The sequence below is a fragment of the Mesorhizobium sp. B2-4-12 genome, assembly GCF_006441575.1.
GTDB lineage: Bacteria > Pseudomonadota > Alphaproteobacteria > Rhizobiales > Rhizobiaceae > Mesorhizobium.
On the sequence record NZ_VFVC01000072.1, the window covers coordinates 1 to 16,738 of the forward strand.

Annotated in this window: 16 protein-coding genes; 12 read left to right on the top strand and 4 right to left on the bottom strand. The window is 64.4% G+C overall.

The annotated features are described in order from the left end of the window. Nucleotides 1–166 precede the first annotated feature (166 nt). Nucleotides 167–1,459: an MFS transporter gene (locus tag FJ934_RS26555; RefSeq protein WP_140613376.1), complete on the top strand. Its 1,293-nt coding sequence runs from the start codon at nucleotides 167–169 to the stop codon at nucleotides 1,457–1,459. Between the two features lie 4 nt (nucleotides 1,460–1,463). Here FJ934_RS26555 and FJ934_RS26560 read toward each other — a convergent pair whose 3' ends face one another. Further along, on the bottom strand, nucleotides 1,464–2,315 hold the full coding sequence (locus FJ934_RS26560; RefSeq protein WP_140613377.1) for a mechanosensitive ion channel domain-containing protein: 852 nt from the start codon (nucleotides 2,313–2,315) through the stop codon (nucleotides 1,464–1,466). 242 nt (nucleotides 2,316–2,557) lie between these two features. On the opposite strand from FJ934_RS26560, the gene rsfS reads away from it, so the two are divergent. From rsfS to FJ934_RS26610, 10 genes are all read left to right on the top strand, one after another. Then, entirely contained in the window at nucleotides 2,558–2,935 is a 378-nt protein-coding gene (gene rsfS / locus FJ934_RS26565; protein ID WP_135902362.1) for a ribosome silencing factor, read from the top strand. 57 nt (nucleotides 2,936–2,992) lie between these two features. Next, on the top strand, nucleotides 2,993–3,475 hold the full coding sequence (rlmH, locus tag FJ934_RS26570) for a 23S rRNA (pseudouridine(1915)-N(3))-methyltransferase RlmH (RefSeq protein WP_140613378.1): 483 nt from the start codon (nucleotides 2,993–2,995) through the stop codon (nucleotides 3,473–3,475). 169 nt (nucleotides 3,476–3,644) lie between these two features. Next, nucleotides 3,645–5,003 carry a murein hydrolase activator EnvC gene (locus FJ934_RS26575; protein WP_140613379.1) on the top strand — a complete coding sequence of 453 codons (1,359 nt, stop codon included), beginning with the start codon at nucleotides 3,645–3,647 and terminating at the stop codon, nucleotides 5,001–5,003. A gap of 1 nt (nucleotide 5,004) precedes the next feature. Beyond that, the gene (locus FJ934_RS26580) at nucleotides 5,005–6,336 is read left to right on the top strand and encodes a S41 family peptidase (RefSeq protein ID WP_181165786.1); all 1,332 of its coding nucleotides are present in this window, start codon (nucleotides 5,005–5,007) and stop codon (nucleotides 6,334–6,336) included. Nucleotides 6,337–6,519: 183 nt separating this feature from the next. Next, complete coding sequence (locus FJ934_RS26585) at nucleotides 6,520–7,701, top strand: divergent polysaccharide deacetylase family protein (protein WP_140613380.1); 1,182 nt, start codon at nucleotides 6,520–6,522, stop codon at nucleotides 7,699–7,701. A 124-nt stretch (nucleotides 7,702–7,825) separates the two neighbouring features. Continuing rightward, a complete protein-coding gene (locus FJ934_RS26590) occupies nucleotides 7,826–8,341 on the top strand; it encodes an RNA pyrophosphohydrolase (RefSeq protein WP_140613381.1) in 516 nt (171 codons plus the stop codon). 93 nt (nucleotides 8,342–8,434) lie between these two features. Next, entirely contained in the window at nucleotides 8,435–9,574 is a 1,140-nt protein-coding gene (gene alr, locus FJ934_RS26595; protein ID WP_140613382.1) for an alanine racemase, read from the top strand. A gap of 274 nt (nucleotides 9,575–9,848) precedes the next feature. Further along, on the top strand, nucleotides 9,849–10,265 hold the full coding sequence (rnk, locus tag FJ934_RS26600; RefSeq protein WP_140613383.1) for a nucleoside diphosphate kinase regulator: 417 nt from the start codon (nucleotides 9,849–9,851) through the stop codon (nucleotides 10,263–10,265). A gap of 14 nt (nucleotides 10,266–10,279) precedes the next feature. Continuing rightward, entirely contained in the window at nucleotides 10,280–10,822 is a 543-nt protein-coding gene (locus FJ934_RS26605) for a GreA/GreB family elongation factor (protein ID WP_140613384.1), read from the top strand. A gap of 111 nt (nucleotides 10,823–10,933) precedes the next feature. Next, nucleotides 10,934–12,190 (top strand): D-amino acid dehydrogenase, encoded by a 1,257-nt coding sequence (locus tag FJ934_RS26610; RefSeq protein WP_140613385.1) that lies wholly within the window; start codon nucleotides 10,934–10,936, stop codon nucleotides 12,188–12,190. Nucleotides 12,191–12,224: 34 nt separating this feature from the next. Here the strand turns inward: FJ934_RS26610 and FJ934_RS26615 are convergent, their stop codons facing one another. Continuing rightward, nucleotides 12,225–14,381, bottom strand: coding sequence for a phosphatidylserine/phosphatidylglycerophosphate/cardiolipin synthase family protein (locus tag FJ934_RS26615; RefSeq protein ID WP_140613386.1), 2,157 nt, complete (start codon nucleotides 14,379–14,381; stop codon nucleotides 12,225–12,227). Continuing rightward, nucleotides 14,378–14,821 carry a hypothetical protein gene (locus FJ934_RS26620; RefSeq protein ID WP_140613387.1) on the bottom strand — a complete coding sequence of 148 codons (444 nt, stop codon included), beginning with the start codon at nucleotides 14,819–14,821 and terminating at the stop codon, nucleotides 14,378–14,380. The genes FJ934_RS26615 and FJ934_RS26620 overlap by 4 nt, the downstream gene beginning before the upstream one ends. On the opposite strand from FJ934_RS26620, the gene FJ934_RS26625 reads away from it, so the two are divergent. Further along, nucleotides 14,820–15,593 carry a hypothetical protein gene (locus FJ934_RS26625; protein ID WP_246671651.1) on the top strand — a complete coding sequence of 258 codons (774 nt, stop codon included), beginning with the start codon at nucleotides 14,820–14,822 and terminating at the stop codon, nucleotides 15,591–15,593. The two genes, FJ934_RS26620 and FJ934_RS26625, sit on opposite strands and share 2 nt — an antisense overlap. Before the next feature lie 29 nt (nucleotides 15,594–15,622). On the opposite strand, the gene FJ934_RS26630 is transcribed toward FJ934_RS26625, so the two are convergent. Further along, nucleotides 15,623–16,504: a LysR family transcriptional regulator gene (locus FJ934_RS26630; RefSeq protein ID WP_140613388.1), complete on the bottom strand. Its 882-nt coding sequence runs from the start codon at nucleotides 16,502–16,504 to the stop codon at nucleotides 15,623–15,625. Nucleotides 16,505–16,738 lie beyond the last annotated feature (234 nt).

Here is a 16,738-nt window from a genome sequence, read left to right on the forward strand (position 1 = left end):
TTCAAGCCCCATCTGCCGCCCGGCCAATACGTCCCTTGACACCCCTCCGAAGCAGATGTGTGCGCACGCTAGCCCCTCGGGGAAGGAGAAATCCTGCGCCTCGCCCGCCTGGCCATGTCGCTTTTGCCGCTGCCTTTCGCGGCTCGGTGAGCAATGCTGATCAGGCATGCTGGAAAAGAACCACCCCACAGCCGAGCCGGAGCAAGGCAGCGCGCCCACGCCGCTGATCGCGATCGCCAGCGTCATCGTGTCGATGGCGCTGATCGCCATCGGCAATGGGCTGATGTTCGCCTACATCCCCGTTCGGCTCGGCGTCGAGGGTTTCGATCCGACCTGGGCCGGGCTCATCGTCACCGGGCTTTCGGCCGGCGGTCTTGCCGGCTGCATCCTGACCGGACCGCTGGTGCGCAGGGTCGGCCATGCTCGCGCCTTCATGGTGCTGTCGGCACTGATCGCGCTGTCCAATGCCGCCATCGGCGCGGGTCCGCACCCGCTGTTGTGGATCGCGGCGCGCGCGCTTTACGGCTTTGCCATATGCGGCCTGTTCATCGTCGCGCAGAGCTGGCTGAACGATGCGGTCGCCAACGCCATACGTGGCCGGGTGATGGCCTTCTTCTACGTCGCCTACGTCGCCGGGCTCGGCGTCGGCTATGCGACGCTCGCGCTGGTCGACATCAAGACGGCGGATGCGCCCTTGATCGGCATTGCCTTCACCGCTCTGTCGATCCTGCCTGTCGGGATGACGCGGCTGGCGCAGCCGCCGGCGCCGCAGGCGGCCTCGGTGGCGCTGCGCCGAGCCTGGCGAATTTCACCGGTCGGCGTTGCCGGCATGCTGGCGGTCGGCGGGCTGTCGATGTCGATTTCCGGCTTCGCTCCGATCCACGCCACGGCCAAGGGCTACAGCCAGGCCGATGTGGCGCTGCTGCTTTCGGTAATGCCGCTCGGCACGCTGATCCTGCAGCTTCCGTTCGGCTGGATTTCCGACCGCACCGATCGCCGATATGTGCTGATCGGAGCATCGGCGCTTGCCGCGGCGTCGGGCATGTTCGCGCTCGGTTTCGACGGCGGCGCGCTGGCGGCGCTGCTGGTGATCTATGTCTTGTGGGACGGCGCCTCGGAATCGATTTATTCGCTGTCCAGCGCGCATGCCGCCGACCGTGCCAGCAAGGACGACATGGTGGCACTGTCCAGTTCGCTCTTGTTTGCCTGGTCGCTCGCGGGCTTCATCGTACCGGGCGTCGTGACAGCGCTTTCGGCCGTTTTCGGCACCCAGGCCTTCATCTATGTGACGATCGTCATTGCCTGCGCCTTCTGCCTGTTCGTGGTTCTGCGCGTGTTCACCACCCGTCCTGTACCGGCAACCGAAACCGGCAGCTTTGCACCGATGACGGCGCAGGCGCCGCTGCCGGTGGAGCTTGCCTTCGCGCCGGACGAACAGGACCGGCACTGGGGCAACTGATTGCTTACTGCTTGCGGACCTCCGGCGGCGGCGCTTCCGGCGGCGGCAGCGGAATAGAGATGCCTTGGCTGTCGAAAGTCTGCTTGGCGCGTTTGGTCATGTCGATATTCGTGGAGAAGTAGTCGGCCGCCGAGGTCCAGTAGCGCAAGGTGAGCGAAACGGTGGTGTCGCCGAGGCTGGCCACGAAGGCGATCGGCGCCGGTTCGCGACGGATGCGCTTCTCGGCACCGGCAATGGCAAGCAAGGTCTTCTGCGCGCCGTCGATGTCGTTCCACGAACCGATGCTGAGCGTGATGTCGGTGCGACGCACGCCGTTGCGCGAAAAATTGCGCACCGGCTGGTTCCACAGTGTCGAGTTGGGCGCCAGGATGTAGACGCCGTCGGCGGTCCTGAGCTTCGTGGCGAACAGGCCGATTTCCTCGATCGAACCGGCGATGGAACCGACCTCGACGGATTCGCCGATGCGGAACGGCCGCAGCGCCAGAAGCATGATGCCGGCGGCGATGTTCTGCAACGTGCCTTGCAGCGCCAGCCCAATGGCGAGGCCGATGGCGCCGATCGCGGCGATGATCGAGGCGGTCTGCACGCCGAACTGGCCGAGCACCATGATGACGACGAGAATCAGGATGGCGTAGCGGACAATCTTCGAAAAGAAATGCCGCAATGTCTGGTCGAATCCGTGGATATGGCCGAGGCCGGCAAAGATCGAACGCTCCGCGAGACCAGCGACGATATAGCCGACCACCAGAAGGATGATGGCGCCGATGGCCGAGAAGGAATAGGAGACGATCAGCGTGCTGAGCTGCGCGAGGCCCGCCTGGACGGTGAGGAGCGTGTTTTGCGGGTCGATCGGCATGGCGGGATTCCGGTTGGTCGGTCAGCCGATAACCGCCGCGGGACGCGTGGGTTCCGATCTTTTTGCCTGCCGTATGGAACAACCCGGCAATCGACGAGTTCGCGTGAGTCGGAGCTCCGTCTTGAAACTGCAACGGAACTCTGCCTATTTAAGTGGTGTCACCTGCTTTCAGGGGTGATTTGGTTGTTCTTGCTGCGAAAGGAAATACACTGAGAACAGCACTGCGGAAGAAGGCCGATATCGTGCCTTCGCCGGCCGGGATCAGCGTAAACGACGCCGTGTCCCGCGCCATCAAGACAGTCCTTGCCAGTCTGGAAGACTCCAAGGCCGAAAACATCGTCTCAATCGACATCCAGGGAAAATCGAGCCTCGGCGACTACATGGTCGTCGCATCGGGCCGATCGCACCGTCATGTCTCGGCTGTCGCCGACCATCTCCTCAAGGCGCTCAAGGATGCCGGCCTCGGCACCGCGCGCGTCGAGGGGCTGTCAGGCGCCGACTGGGTCCTGATCGATTCGGGCGACATCATCGTCCATGTCTTCCGCCCCGAAGTCCGCGAATTCTACAATCTCGAAAAGATGTGGCAGGCGCCGGATCTCGAGGAAGAGACACTCCACTAAGCCGATTATTTAATGCATGTCATTGGGTGACATGCATTAGCGGCTTGTAGAGGCGAGATGAAGATATCAGTCCATGTCGTGGGCCGAATGAAAGCCGGCCCCGAGCGGGAGTTGGCCGAACGCTATTTCGAGCGCTTCGCCAAGAGCGGCCCGGCGGTGGGGCTCGAATTCGCCGGCATCACCGAGATCGCGGAGGGCCGCGCGCAGAGCGCCGGTGAGCGTCAGCGTGACGAGGGATCGAGACTGCAGGCGCAACTGCAGCCGGGCACGGCGCTAATCCTGCTCGATGAGCGCGGCAAGAGCCTTTCCTCGCAGGATTTCGCCAATCGCATCGGACAGCTGCGCGATGGCGGCCGCAAGGCGCTGGTACTCGCCATAGGCGGCGCCGACGGCCATGATGCGTCGCTGCGTGACCAGGCCGAGCTGGTGCTGTCGTTCGGTGCGCTCACCTGGCCGCATCAGCTGGTGCGCGTGATGCTGGGTGAGCAACTCTACAGGGTGGCGACGATCCTGTCGGGCCATCCCTATCACAGATCCTGAAAGCGTCGGGGTCGCACCGAATTCCGCCCCAATGCCACGCAAGAAACGTGGTGGGGGACGGATTTCCTGGTACATGCCGTTGGTCCGGAAACCACCGCCTGTTTTGGGGCGTCACGCATCAACATGGTTGATGGTTCGTTAACGAAGCCGCAGATAGAGTCGATCGCGAATGTCTGAAGGCTGGAAATCGACAATGGGCTCATCGAGGAGGGCCTCCTGGCGCGCACGCTGCGGCATCGCGGCGGCGGCGGTTCTTTTGTCCTTCCATGCGGTGCGGGCCGAGAACACGCTCGACATGGCGCCTGATCCGGACCAGAGCCGCGCCGAATACGAACGGGTTTCCAAGGAAATCACGCTGTCATCGGAACGGCTGGCGAAGCTCGCCGCCGATATCGCCGCGGTCAAGAAGGATCACGCCTCGATCACCGCGGCGCTGATCCAGTCGGCGATGACCGAGCAGAAGCTTGGCCAGGACATCGAGGATATCGGTGCCAAGCTGGAAGGGCTCAAGGGCCAGCAGCAGAAGATCCGCGCCTCGCTGGCGGCGCGGCGTGACGTGCTGGCCGAAGTGCTGGGCGCGCTGCAGCGCATGGGGCTCAACCCGCCGCCGGCGATCCTGGTCAAGCCGGAGGACGCGCTGTCCTCGGTGCGCAGCGCCATCCTGCTCGGCGCCGTGGTGCCGGAATTGCGCCAGCAAACCGATAGTCTGCTGGCCGACCTCAAGGAGCAGACCCGGGTGACGGCCTCGATCGAGGCCGAGCGGGCACGGCTGACGGCGGCGGTCGGCGACCAGGCGGCGGAAAAGAAGCGACTGAGTATGCTGCTGGAAGCCAAGCAGAAGCTCGAGGCCGACACGCAGGCGCAGATGACGGCCGAACAGCAGCGTTCCGAGCAGCTGGCGGCCAAGGCAAACAGCCTGAAGGATCTGATCGCATCGCTCGAGGCGCAGGCTGACAAGACCCGCAAGGCCGCGGATACAGCGAAGGCCGCCGCCGCGAACCAGGCGGGTGACGATCAGACGGGCGGCGACAAAACAGCATCGCTGGCTGCATTGCCGGTTCCCGAAGGCAACCGGCTCGCTGCGGCAGCTCCCTTTTCGGCGCTGCAAGGACAGATCGCGCTGCCGGTCACCGGGCGCATCAAGCGCCGCTTCGGTTCCGATGACGGTAACGGCGCAATGATGCTTGGCGACATGCTTGCGACACAATCGGGAGCCATCGTCACCGCACCGGCGGATGGGAACGTGCTTTATGCGGGGCCGTTTCGCTCCTATGGTCAGCTCTTGATCCTGAATGCCGGCGACGGTTATCATGTCGTTCTGGCGGGGATGAGCAGAATCAGCGTCGTGACTGGCCAGTCAGTGCTCGCAGGAGAGCCGGTCGGTGCGATGGGAGAGGCCCGGGTGGCAAGCACCTCGGTTTCGAAGAATGGAAATGCCACGCCGGAACTCTATGTCGAGTTCCGCAAGGATGGAAAACCCGTCGATCCGGCCCCATGGTGGGCGGACCGTTTTTCTGGAAGGACGTGAAATGATGCGGAAACTGTCGCTTCTGTTTGCCGGTGCGCTGATGGGCGCATCCGCCATGAGCCTTGTCTATGGCGCGCCCGGCTCGGCGGCAAACGCTGCGGGGTCGGAGACCTACAAGCAACTGGCGATCTTCGGCGACATCTTCGAGCGGGTGCGGGCACAATATGTCACGCCGCCCGACGACAAGTCGCTGGTCGAGAACGCCATCAACGGCATGCTTTCCTCGCTGGACCCGCACTCCTCCTACATGAACGCCGAACAGGCGCAGGACATGCGCGTCCAGACCAAGGGTGAGTTCGGCGGCCTCGGCATCGAGGTCACGATGGAGAACGACCTGGTCAAGGTGATCACGCCGATCGACGATACCCCGGCCGCCAAGGCTGGCGTGCTGGCCGGCGACTACATCGCCAAGATCGACGGCGAAGAGGTTCGCGGCCTGACGCTCAACGATGCGGTCGAAAAGATGCGTGGCCTGGTCAACACGCCGATCAAGCTCACCATTCTGCGCCAAGGCGCCGACAAGCCGATCGAACTGACGGTCGTGCGCGACATCATCAAGGTCAAGGCGGTCAAGTTCCGGGTCGAAAACGACATCGGCTACATGAAGATCACTTCCTTCACCGAAAAGACCTATGACGACCTCGAGAACGCCATCGACACCATCAAGAAGCAGGTGCCGGACGACAAGCTCAAGGGTTATGTGCTTGACCTGCGCCTCAATCCTGGCGGCCTGCTCGACCAGGCGGTAAGCGTGTCCGACGCCTTCCTGAAGCGGGGCGAGATCGTCTCGACGCGCGGCCGCGATCCCAAGGACGTCACCCGCTTCGACGCCAAGCCGAAGCAGACCGACGACATCAACGGCAAGCCGATGATCGTGCTCGTCAATGGTGGCTCGGCCAGCGCCTCTGAAATCGTCGCCGGCGCACTGCAGGATCTGCGCCGCGTCACGGTTGTCGGCACGCAGTCCTTCGGCAAGGGCTCGGTGCAGACCATCATTCCGCTCGGCGAGAACGGTGCGCTCAGGCTGACGACGGCGCTCTATTATACGCCGTCCGGCAAGTCGATCCAGGGCAAGGGCATCACGCCCGACATCAAGGTCGACCAGCCATTGCCGCCGGAACTGCAGGGCAGGGATCTGACGCGCGGCGAGTCCGATCTCAAGGGCCATATCAAGGGCGCCGACGAGAGCAAGACCGGCTCCGGCTCCGCAGCCTATGTGCCGCCGGATCCGAAGGACGACCTGCAGCTCATCTATGCCGAGCAGCTGCTGCGCGGCCAGAAGACCGATCCGGCCTTCCCGCCCAATCCGGAAAAGGCCGTGCTCAACCAGTAAGCCGGTCTGGCCGCCTGAACGAAGCAATGCAATGCTGCCGGGATCGAAAGGTTCCGGCAGTTTGATTCGGGAGGCGGGACGAGGCCTCCAGATGCGGCGCCACGGGTGCGCCAGGGTTGAAGAATTCGCGCGCGTGGTCTCGAAGGGAGCCGCCTTCGGAACCATGCGCACCGGGGACAGGGCTTGGCTGATATCGGCAAGGACATCGAACGCCCGCTTGGACAGACTGTCCGGGCGCCGCGTGCCGCCCGCAGGGTCAGCGCGGGCGTGATCGCGGCGAGCGCGATCGTGCTGGTGGTGGTCGGCGTCTCGGCCGCGATCGCGCTCAGGGAAAAGCCGTTCCGCAAGCCGCAGGAAGTCGCCATCTCGACACCGAAGGTGACTGCGGCGGCCGAGCCCGCCGCGTCGCCTCCCGGATTGGCCCCTGCAGCGACGCCAAAGGTGGAGACGCCGGCGAAGACCGGTGGGCCGCAGATCATCCATGTGCAGACGGAAGAAGGCGATGGCCCACCCAGGGCGCCAATCGTCATTCGCGACCCATCGACCGTCGGCCAGAACCTGAAGATCGCGCATATTCCCGACAAGGCGCTGATCGAAGCCAGCGAAACCGGACCCTTGCCGATGCGCTCCGCCGATGGCCGGCGGCCGTTCGACGTCTATGCGCGGCCCTGGTCCGGTGCCCGCGGTGCCCGCGTGGCGATCGTCATTGGCGGACTTGCCGTGTCGCAGACCGGCACCCAGGCGGCCATTGCCAAATTGCCGCCGGAAGTGACGCTGGCGTTCGCGCCGCAGGGCAACAGCATTGGCCGCTGGATGCAGGCGGCCAGGCAGAGCGGACATGAGATCGTCATGCAGGTGCCGCTCGAACCGTTCGATTATCCCAACGTCAATCCCGGCCGTAACACGCTGACGGTGGCGGCCAGTGCCGAAGAGAACCTGAAAAGCCTGCACTGGGCGCTGTCGCGGACGACGAACTATACCGGTGTGATGAACTATATGGGCGCGCGGTTTTCCGCCGATACGGCGGCGATGGAGCCGTTCATGGCCGAACTCGGCAAAAGGGGCCTCGCCTATATCGACGACGGCTCATCGGCGCGCAGCCTGGCACCTGACCTGGCGCTGAAGGACGGCGTGCCCTTCGTCGCCGGCGACATGGCGATCGACGCGGTGCAGGATCGCGGCGCCATCCTGAAGAAACTGGACAGTCTGGAGGCGACCGCGCGCGCCAAGGGCACTGCCGTCGGCATCGGCTCGGCTTTCGACCTGACCGTCGACACGGTGTCGTCATGGGTGGCCGAGGCCAAGAAACGCGGCATCGAGATCGTGCCGATTTCAGCGGTGGCCATAGACCCGCAAAAAGGCTAACAGCCATCCTGGTACCTCTGCTCCGGCGGGCATCTGGCGGTGTTTTCCGTGCTTCCGCTCCTCGAAACCACTCGCCGCCCGCCTTGCCGGAGCGAATTCTCAAGACGGCTGGAACGCATTGCTCATGGCCAAAACGATCGATCGCGAAACGTTGCCCTACCGCCCCTGCGTCGGGCTGATGATCCTCAATGGCGAGGGCCTGGTCTGGGTCGGACATCGCATCGCCGAACCCGACAGCGAATTCGCCGGCACCACGCAGCTTTGGCAGATGCCGCAGGGCGGCATCGACAAGGGTGAGGAGCCGCTGCAGGCGGCGGAGCGAGAGCTCTATGAAGAGACCGGCATGCGCAGCGTCTCGCTGCTTGCCGAAGCGCCGGACTGGATCAACTATGATCTGCCGGACCACCTCGTCGGCATCGCCTTCAAGGGGCGCTATCGCGGCCAGACGCAGAAATGGTTCGCCTTCCGCTTCCACGGCGATACCAGCGAGATCCAGATCAATCCGCCGCCGGGCGGCCACACCGCCGAGTTCGACAAATGGTCGTGGCGGCCGATGCAGGACCTGCCCGATCTGATCGTGCCGTTCAAGCGCAAGGTCTATGAAGACGTGGTAGCGGCGTTCCGGCACCTCGTACCGTAGCAGGATGGGTGCGGGCCGTGGTTCGAACGGCCGCAGTTGCCGCGCCCGCCCCGCGGTCCTATTGATGTTCTATCCGCTAAAAGGAGGGTCGCCATGAACGACGCCCCCACAAGGTTGCTGCCCGATGACGTCACCGCCGTAAGCGAAGCGGCGGCCGGGGCCATCCTGACCATCGATCTTGGCGCGATTCGTGAAAACTACCGGCGGCTGAAGGCAAGGCTGGCAGGCGTGCGCTGTGCCGGCGTGCTCAAGGCCGACGGCTATGGCCTTGGCGCAGCGCAGGTGGCATCGGCATTGACCAGAGAGGGATGCGACATCTTCTTCGTCGCGCTACTGGCCGAAGGCATCGATCTGCGCAAGATGGTCGGGACTGGACCGGACATCTACGTGCTGAACGGGCTGCCGCCGGGCTCCGAGCCGGAAGCGGTGGCGGCCGGCCTGTGCGCGGTCATCAATAGTGGCGCGCAGTTGAAAGCCTGGCGCGCGGCGGCGCATCGCGCCGGCCGCAGGCTGCCGGCCGCCATCCAGGTCGACAGCGGCATGTCGCGGCTTGGCATGGCGCCGGCCGAAGTCGGGACGCTGGCCGGGGATGCCGGCGCTTTCGATGGCATCGACGTCAGATATGTGATGAGCCACCTGGCCTGCGCCGACGAGCCGCGCCATCCAGCCAACGAACAACAGCGGCTGGCCTTCGAACGGCTGCGCGCCATGTTGCCCGCGGCGCCCGGCTCGCTTGCCAATTCGTCCGGCATTTTTCTCGGGCAGGGCTACCATTACGATCTCGCCAGGCCGGGGGCGGCGCTCTACGGCATCAATCCGACGCCCGACGAACCCAATCCGATGCTGCCTGTCGTGCGGCTGCAGGCCAAGGTGGCGCAGACGCGCCGCGTCGAAAAAGGCACCGGCATCGGCTATGGCCATACTTATCACGCGCAAGGTCCGCTGAGCCTTGCGACGATTTCGTTCGGCTATGCGGACGGTTGGCTGCGACGCTCCGCTTCGGCGGCCTGGTTCGAAGGCGCGCGTCTGCCTTTCCTCGGGCGTGTGTCGATGGATTCGATCATTCTCGACATCTCCGCCCTTCAACCCGGCAAACTGCGCGAAGGCGATCTGGTCGAGCTTCTAGGCCCCTCGCAGAGCGTCGACGATGCCGCCGGCCATGCTGGCACCATCGGCTATGAAATCCTGGCCAGTCTCGGCCCGCGCTTTCACCGGCACTATATCGGCGGTTGAGCGGTTTGGCCGCGCTTGACAAGCGGGCGCCTGTCGGCAAGGGTCGGGGCATGAGCTACCTCGCTTATATCAGAACCTTGTTCAGGGTCTGCCCGATCGCGGGATCGTAGCCCCGGCGCGGCCGCCTTTCGGGCGTCCGTCCGTACCGGGGCATCATACATCCACAATCGTCATCAAGCCGTACGGCCCTTCGCGGCTGCCGGCTTTCATCAAGCCGCAATCAGCGCGGCGGCAGGCGCGCATCCGTTCGATGCGCCGATCCATGAGGTTTGCCATGCAACATGCAACGGGACTGCGTCCATCGAGCCGGATTCTGATCAGCAACACCGACCATGACAGGTTGACCGGGCTGGCAAGGGCCCTGCTCGACCGCGCGCCCGAGACGGCCGAAGAGCTGCTCTCGGAAATGGACCGGGCGGTAGTGAAAGACGCGGCGGCGATGCCGGATGGCGTGGTGCGGATGGGTTCGACGGTGACGGTCCGCGGCGAAGGCGGAGACACACAGCGCATCGTGCTGGTCTATCCCGGCGAAGCCGACATTGCCGAAAACCGGATCTCGGTGCTGACGCCGATGGGAACGGCGCTTATCGGTGTCAGCGTCGGGCAGGCGGTGTGCTGGAACGGTCGTGGCGGCCGCAAACTGTCGGTGACCGTGGAGGCCGTCGATATCCCCGCCGGCAGCGGGCGCTGATCGTAGAGGCGGTGATGAGGAACATGAGCTGCCGCCTGACGACGAAGGATTTCGCCGTGCTCGAAGTCATGCTGGAGCGGCGGCGGGCATTCGCGGATCCGATCGTCTGGATGATCGAAGAGAAGCTTGCCAATGCCGGCGTCGTGCCGGTCGATTCGGTCGAACCCGATATCGTGACGCTGAACAGCAGGGTGGTGTTTTGCGTCGATGCCGGCGCGGCCGAGACGCGCACCCTGGTGCAGAACGAGGTGCGCGGGCCGGTCGGCTCCAGCCTGTCGGTGGCGACAAGGCGTGGGCTCTGCATGCTCGGCATGGCGCAGGGCCAGACGGCATCGATCGAACACCCCGATGGCAGGCGGGAGGCGATCCGGATCAAGACGGTGCTCTACCAGCCGGAAGCCGCGCGGCGGGAAGCCGGGGAGAAAGCCTCGGCTGGCGGATATCGGCCGCATGGATTGACTCTCGTCTACAGCGCCGCAGCCCCGATCCAGCCTCTTGGCGCGGCGGCCGGAATACGGCAGACAGAGGATGACGACCCCGGTCCCTCGGCGGCGTGAATGGCAACGGCGCGTGGTCTCGAAGATCGGGGACGATTTTCGCCAGAGATCATGCGCAAATCGCAAGTGGGCCGTGTCTATGGGCATCAGACGCGGCGTAAGGAGTGAACGATGAAGATCATGGTGCTGGGCGGTGGCGTCATCGGGGTGACCACGGCCTATTATCTCGCCGAGGCCGGCCACGAGGTGACGGTGGTCGACCGGCAGAAAGGCCCGGCACTGGAAACCAGCTTCGCCAACGCCGGCGAGATTTCGCCCGGCTATGCCTCACCCTGGGCCGGGCCCGGCGTTCCGCTCAAGGCGATCAAATGGCTCTTGATGAAGCATGGTCCGCTGGTGGTGCGGCCGGCCTTCGACCCGCATATGTGGACATGGCTGGTCAAGATGCTGCGCAACTGCACCGCCGAGCGTTACGCGATCAACAAATCGCGCATGGTGCCGCTGGCCGAGTACAGCCGCGACACGTTGAAGGCGCTGCGCGAAGCGACCGGCATCAGCTATGACGAGCGGACGCAGGGCACGCTGCAGCTGTTCCGCACGCAAAAACAGCTCGACGGCACATCAGGCGATGTCGAGGTGCTGAAGAAATATGGCGTGCCCTATGAAATCCTCGACCAGGACGGCTGCATCGCGGCGGAGCCGGGGCTCGCCGGCGTGCGCGAGAAGTTCGTGGGCGGGCTGAGGCTGCCGCATGACGAGACCGGCGACTGCAAGATGTTCACCGACAAATTGGCCGAGCTCTGCGTGGCGCGCGGCGTGAAGTTCGAATACGAGATGACGATCTGGCGCGTCATCCGCAGCCGCAACCGCATTGCCAACCTCAGCACCAGCAAGGGTTTCAAGACCGCCGATGCCTATGTCATGGCACTGGGAAGTTATTCGGCGGGCTTCATGCGCCGTATAAAGCGGTCGATCCCGGTCTATCCGGTAAAGGGTTATTCGATCACCGTGCCGATCAAGGACGCCGCCGTGGCGCCGGTGTCGACGGTGATGGACGAGACCTACAAGGTGGCGATCACCCGGTTGGGGGACCGTATCCGCGTCGGCGGCACGGCAGAGATTTCCGGCTTTGACCTCAGGCTGCACGAATCGCGGCGGCGCACGCTCGAACATTCGGTCGGCGATCTCTTTCCCGGCGCCGGCGCGATGCGCGAGGCGACGTTCTGGTGCGGGCTGCGGCCGATGACGCCGGACGGGCCGCCACTGATCGGCCGCACCGAGCTTTCCAACCTCTATCTCAACACGGGCCATGGAACGCTCGGCTGGACCATGGCCTGCGGTTCGGCCAAGGTTCTGGCCGACATCATCTCCAGCCGTGTGCCGGATATCGATGTGCGCGCACTGGCGCAGGAGCGTTATCTGAAATAGCCGAGGCGCCGTTCATCGGCATGACCGATGGGTGTCAAAACGCTTCCTTCACCCATTCCTCGTCGAACAGCAGCCGGTAGGCCCACGGGATGGTCACATTGGTGGCGACCGGGTTCGAGTGGGCGAGGTAGTCGTCATAGATCGGCTTCATGCTGACGTAGAAAGCGGGATCGAGCACCGTCATGCCGTTCTCCGAGTCGTGGAAGAAGCTGCGGTTGTTGAGGTTGACAGAGGAGATGGCGACCAGCCTTTCGTCGATCATCATGATCTTGGAATGCAGCACCACGTCCGGCGCCTTGAACTCGCGGATGTTGATGCGGCCGCCATATTGCTCGACGAACAGCTTGTTGAGCGCGGTGAGAAACCTGCCGCCGATATCGCCCTTGAGATCGATGCGGCCGACAATGTCGATCTTGACGCCGCGGGCGAGCGCCCGGTCGAAGGCGTGGGCGAGGCTCGGCGTCAGATTGAGATAGGGGTTGACGATCTGGACATGGTGCTGGGCGGCATCGATCAGATCGACGAAATAGTCCTCCAGCGCATGGTCGTCCGCATAGGGCACTGAAATGAAGTGCCGGGCATTGCCCGACGGGCGGCGGCCGCCGGCGCGGACCGGGATGGAGAAGGGGCGCGACAGGTTGGTGTCGGCGTTGCGCAACCATATTGTCGACAGATGCGCGGCAAGCGTGTCGACCGTCGCATTGTCGGCGAACTCGATATCGAAGTCGCTCCAGTTCGAATAGTAGTTCAGCGACAGGCCATCGGTCTTGCCGTATTGCTGCAGGCCCGGATAGCGCGACAGGTCGATCGGCTGATGGAACAGGAAGCCGTCGTGGATGTTACGGCCGCCGATGATGACGCGGGAGCGCGCGGGATCCCGCGCCAGCGTTGCCAGCATCTTGATGTGATGGGTCTTGTGCAGTTGTGAAATCTGCTCGTCGATCGGCGCGCCATGGTCGGCGCGCCAGCGGTATTCCTGCAGCTCGACATTGGGGAATTCGGCCGCAAGCCGGTGCAGAATGGCGTCGTCCTTTTCGCGCTCGAGCACGTCGGTGACCATGATGCGCACCTTGGTGCCGAGGGCGGCATGATGGCGGATCAGCCGCTCGATGATGCGGCCGGAAAAGTCGGCCTTGAACTCCAGCGAGGACAAATAGATCAGCTTCAGCCTTGGCGCCTTCGAGAAATCGAGCGGCAGTTCCGGATCGCCCTTGTCGATGGCGGCGTCGGACAGCGGCGCGCCCATCAGCGCCTCGACCTTGGCGTTGAAGCCGTCACGCGACTTGCGCAGCAGGCTGGGCTCGCCGATCGGCAAGGCGCAGGTCTGCGACAGCCAACGGCTGGCATAGAAGGCGCGTTCAAGCGCGTCGAGGCCGGCGCCGTCGGGAACCGGGCAACGCTGGTAACGGCTGTCGAAGGCAGCAAGCCCGGGATCGGCGGTCTCCTCGCGCAGGATGGTGAGCGGAGCGCCGGCCGGGACGAGGCTGGAGCGGATCCTTGCCGTGCATCGGTTCAGGCTGTCGCCCGGAAACAGGCTGGCCGTGTCGTCCTCGCCCGATAGGCGAAAGCGGAATTCCGTACCGGCGGCGATCGTGCGCGAGGCTCCGGCGGCGCGGATCGCCAATGTGCCGTCGCAGGTGCCCTCGATGTCGACCGGTTGCTTGCCGGCTTGGCGCAGCACGATCTCGGTGCTGCGTGCCTGCAGGCCGGAGAATTCGAACGTCTTGGATGCCGAGGGCCGTGCGGCCGCATCGATGTAGAGCGTCTGCCGCGCCACCCGCCAGCGTCCGTCGAACTGGCCCTCGCCACTGCCGCCACTGGAGGGCTGGACATGCGCATTGGCGACCGGTCCGGCCAGTTGCTGCAGCGTTGAATAGGTCGCCTGGAAGTCGCGATTGTGGGCATCGCGGCGGTTGCGCCCGAACGGGCCGGTGCCGTTGGCGCGATCGAGGGCATCGAGCTGGTTGTGGGCGAGCAGCGCCAGGAACCGTCTTTGGTAGTCGCTGGCGCCGGCATCTCCGAAGAACTGCGCGGCCGCGATCCGCGGCCCGGACGTGCTGGCCGACAGCGAGGGCCGCGCGCAGGCCTCCTGTCCCGGCAAGAGGTCGCAGGCATTGCGGCCCGCACCAGCGCAGCCGGCAAGGATTGCCAGTGCGAACAGGGCAGGAATGACGGATGCGCGGACGTTCACCCCGTGGCCCCGGGCTTCATGGCGCTCAACTGCGCGGGATCACGGGGCGGCATGAAGCCTTGTGGGAAGATCTTGCAGATAGGAACGGCGAAGGTGGCGATCAGCAGTTCGGCTTCGCTGCGCATCTTGCGGGATGCTGTCCTGTCATCGCGTATCGCCCTCGACGAGGCAATGAGGGCGCCGTCGCAGTCGCAATGATTGTGACGCGCGATGTAGCAGGCGTCATGGATTTGACAGGCGGCATCGAGGCGATCGACCGGCCGGGCGGAAAGATCGCCGGTGCGGGTGCCGGGACCGCAATAGTTGCCGATGACGAAAGGCGAGGGGCGCGCCATGGCGGAGCGGATCGGTTTGGGCAATTCGGCTTCGGGCACCTTGGTCCACGGATTGGCGCATGCGGAGACAAAAAGCAGCGGCAGGATGGCAAGAACGGCTCGCATGTCTATCCGCGCCAGCTTTCTGAAAGATTTCCCCACCCGGCGGCCCGCGCCGTGGCCGGTGGCCGCATGCCTGATGCCACACTGGCCGGTTTTGTGGCAAAGAAAAGGCGGCATTGCTTGCGGCCTGTTGTGTTATTGTGATTTTGGGAGGATCTGCCTGAAGGGCAGAACCCGTAAGGATTTGGGGACCAGCATCTGCATGCGTATCTGCCTTCTCGTCATGACTGTTGGATTTTTGTCCTGCGCTGCGGGGGCCGATGCTGCGGACAAGATGGTCCATGACCGGGCTAACGGATTTTCGCTGACCTTTCCCCAGGAATGGATCAATGAGCCGCCTGCCGACGAGGCGATATTGCTGAGTATAGAATCCAACGATCAGAGTCTTACCTGCATGGTGTCGGCCTCGCTTTACAATCGATCCGGACCCGGCTCGCCGGCCGATCCGCGCAAGTTCATCGAGGACTGGTCGATGAACGACTGGAAGTGGATGATAGGTAGATCATACAGCACAGCCGAGTTCAGCAATGATAAGCTTGCAAGGTTTCCGGACGGCTATCCTGTGCGTCTTGCCGATCTGGACTTTACGGTTATCGACAAGGATACCCGCCTCCATGGCCATTCCAGGTTTGCTTTTTCGGTTCGAGGAGCGCGCTACGGTTATGTCAATTGCAGCGTGATGGGCGAGAGCGCCGACCAGGTTGCGCAGATGTGGGCGCCGCTGGCGGACAAGGCTGAGCGTGTGGTGAATTCGTTCGTTCTCGACTCGCCTTGAACGGCACATTGTGTGCTGGTTTTGCGAAATCAGGTAAACAAACCCCGTTCGCGCTCCACCGCCTTGGTGATGAAGCTGGCGACGATCTGGATGCGGCGCAGCGGCCTGACCGATTCGTGATAGACCAGCCAGTAGGCGCGACGGATGGGCGCCACCACATCGACGGCCACCAGTTCCGGCATCGAGCGGGCGACGAAAGTGTGCAGGATGCCGATGCCGGCGCCAGAGCGCACCGCTTCGGCCTGGCCGAGCGCCGAGGAGATGGCGAAGCTGGTGCGCCAGTCGGCGCTGAATTCGGCCGCGTAGTCGAGCGACGGGCTGACGATGAGGTCGGGCACATAGCCGATGAGCGTGTGCCGGCCGAGTTCGGCCGCGGTTTTGGGCAGGCCATTGGCATCGGCGTAGGCACGCGACGCGAACAGGCCGAGCGAATAGTCGACCAGCTTTCCCGCCACCAGCCGGCCTTCGGTCGGCCGCTCGACGGTGATGGCGATGTCGGCTTCGCGGCGTGAAAGCGAAAAGGAGCGCGGCACCGGCACGAGCTGGATCGTCAATTCGCGATGCAGGGCGGTCAGCGCGCCGAGACGCCTGGCCAGGAAGGCGACGCCAAAGCCGTCCGGCGCGCCGATGCGCACCGTGCCCGAGATATCGTCACCCTCGCCCGATATGGCCGAGCGCGCGGCGATCATGTCGCCCTCCATGCGTTCGGCAATGTCGAGGAAGCGCTCGCCGGCCGGCGTCAACTCGCTGCCGGTGGTCAGGCGGCGGAAGAGTTTCGTGCGCAGCGCATCCTCGAGCGCAGCGATGCGGCGCGAGACGGTGGCGTGGTTGAGTTCGAGCCGCTTGGCGGCGCCCAGAATCTGGCCGGCGCGGGCCACGGCAAGGAAGATGCGGACGTCATCCCAGTTCATGGGGGTGGTCCGGATGATAATTGTCAGCGTTGCGTTCTGTGGCGCCCCCCTCTGTCCTGCCGGACATCTCCCCCACTTGGGGGGAGATCAGTCGGCCGCGCCGCTGAAACCTGGCCTGCAATGTCCAAAGTAGGCGAAAGCGGTGATGACAGCCGAGCTCCCCCCAAGTGGGGGAGATGTCCGGCAGGACAGAGGGGGGCGCGAATGGACTCAAACCTGACAATTCCAGCGTGA

Excerpts from the sequence above, each read along its gene's own strand:
- FJ934_RS26610 (WP_140613385.1), top strand. The coding sequence starts at position 10,934 with ATGAAGATCATGGTGCTGGGCGGTGGCGTCATCGGGGTGACCACGGCC.
- FJ934_RS26590 (WP_140613381.1), top strand. The coding sequence starts at position 7,826 with ATGGCCAAAACGATCGATCGCGAAACGTTGCCCTACCGCCCCTGCGTC.
- FJ934_RS26555 (WP_140613376.1), top strand. The coding sequence starts at position 167 with ATGCTGGAAAAGAACCACCCCACAGCCGAGCCGGAGCAAGGCAGCGCG.
- alr (WP_140613382.1), top strand. The coding sequence starts at position 8,435 with ATGAACGACGCCCCCACAAGGTTGCTGCCCGATGACGTCACCGCCGTA.
- FJ934_RS26630 (WP_140613388.1), bottom strand. The coding sequence starts at position 16,504 with ATGAACTGGGATGACGTCCGCATCTTCCTTGCCGTGGCCCGCGCCGGC.
- FJ934_RS26580 (WP_181165786.1), top strand. The coding sequence starts at position 5,005 with ATGATGCGGAAACTGTCGCTTCTGTTTGCCGGTGCGCTGATGGGCGCA.
- rnk (WP_140613383.1), top strand. The coding sequence starts at position 9,849 with ATGCAACATGCAACGGGACTGCGTCCATCGAGCCGGATTCTGATCAGC.
- rlmH (WP_140613378.1), top strand. The coding sequence starts at position 2,993 with ATGAAGATATCAGTCCATGTCGTGGGCCGAATGAAAGCCGGCCCCGAG.
- FJ934_RS26620 (WP_140613387.1), bottom strand. The coding sequence starts at position 14,821 with ATGCGAGCCGTTCTTGCCATCCTGCCGCTGCTTTTTGTCTCCGCATGC.
- FJ934_RS26575 (WP_140613379.1), top strand. The coding sequence starts at position 3,645 with ATGTCTGAAGGCTGGAAATCGACAATGGGCTCATCGAGGAGGGCCTCC.
- FJ934_RS26625 (WP_246671651.1), top strand. The coding sequence starts at position 14,820 with ATGTCTATCCGCGCCAGCTTTCTGAAAGATTTCCCCACCCGGCGGCCC.
- FJ934_RS26605 (WP_140613384.1), top strand. The coding sequence starts at position 10,280 with ATGAGGAACATGAGCTGCCGCCTGACGACGAAGGATTTCGCCGTGCTC.
- FJ934_RS26560 (WP_140613377.1), bottom strand. The coding sequence starts at position 2,315 with ATGCCGATCGACCCGCAAAACACGCTCCTCACCGTCCAGGCGGGCCTC.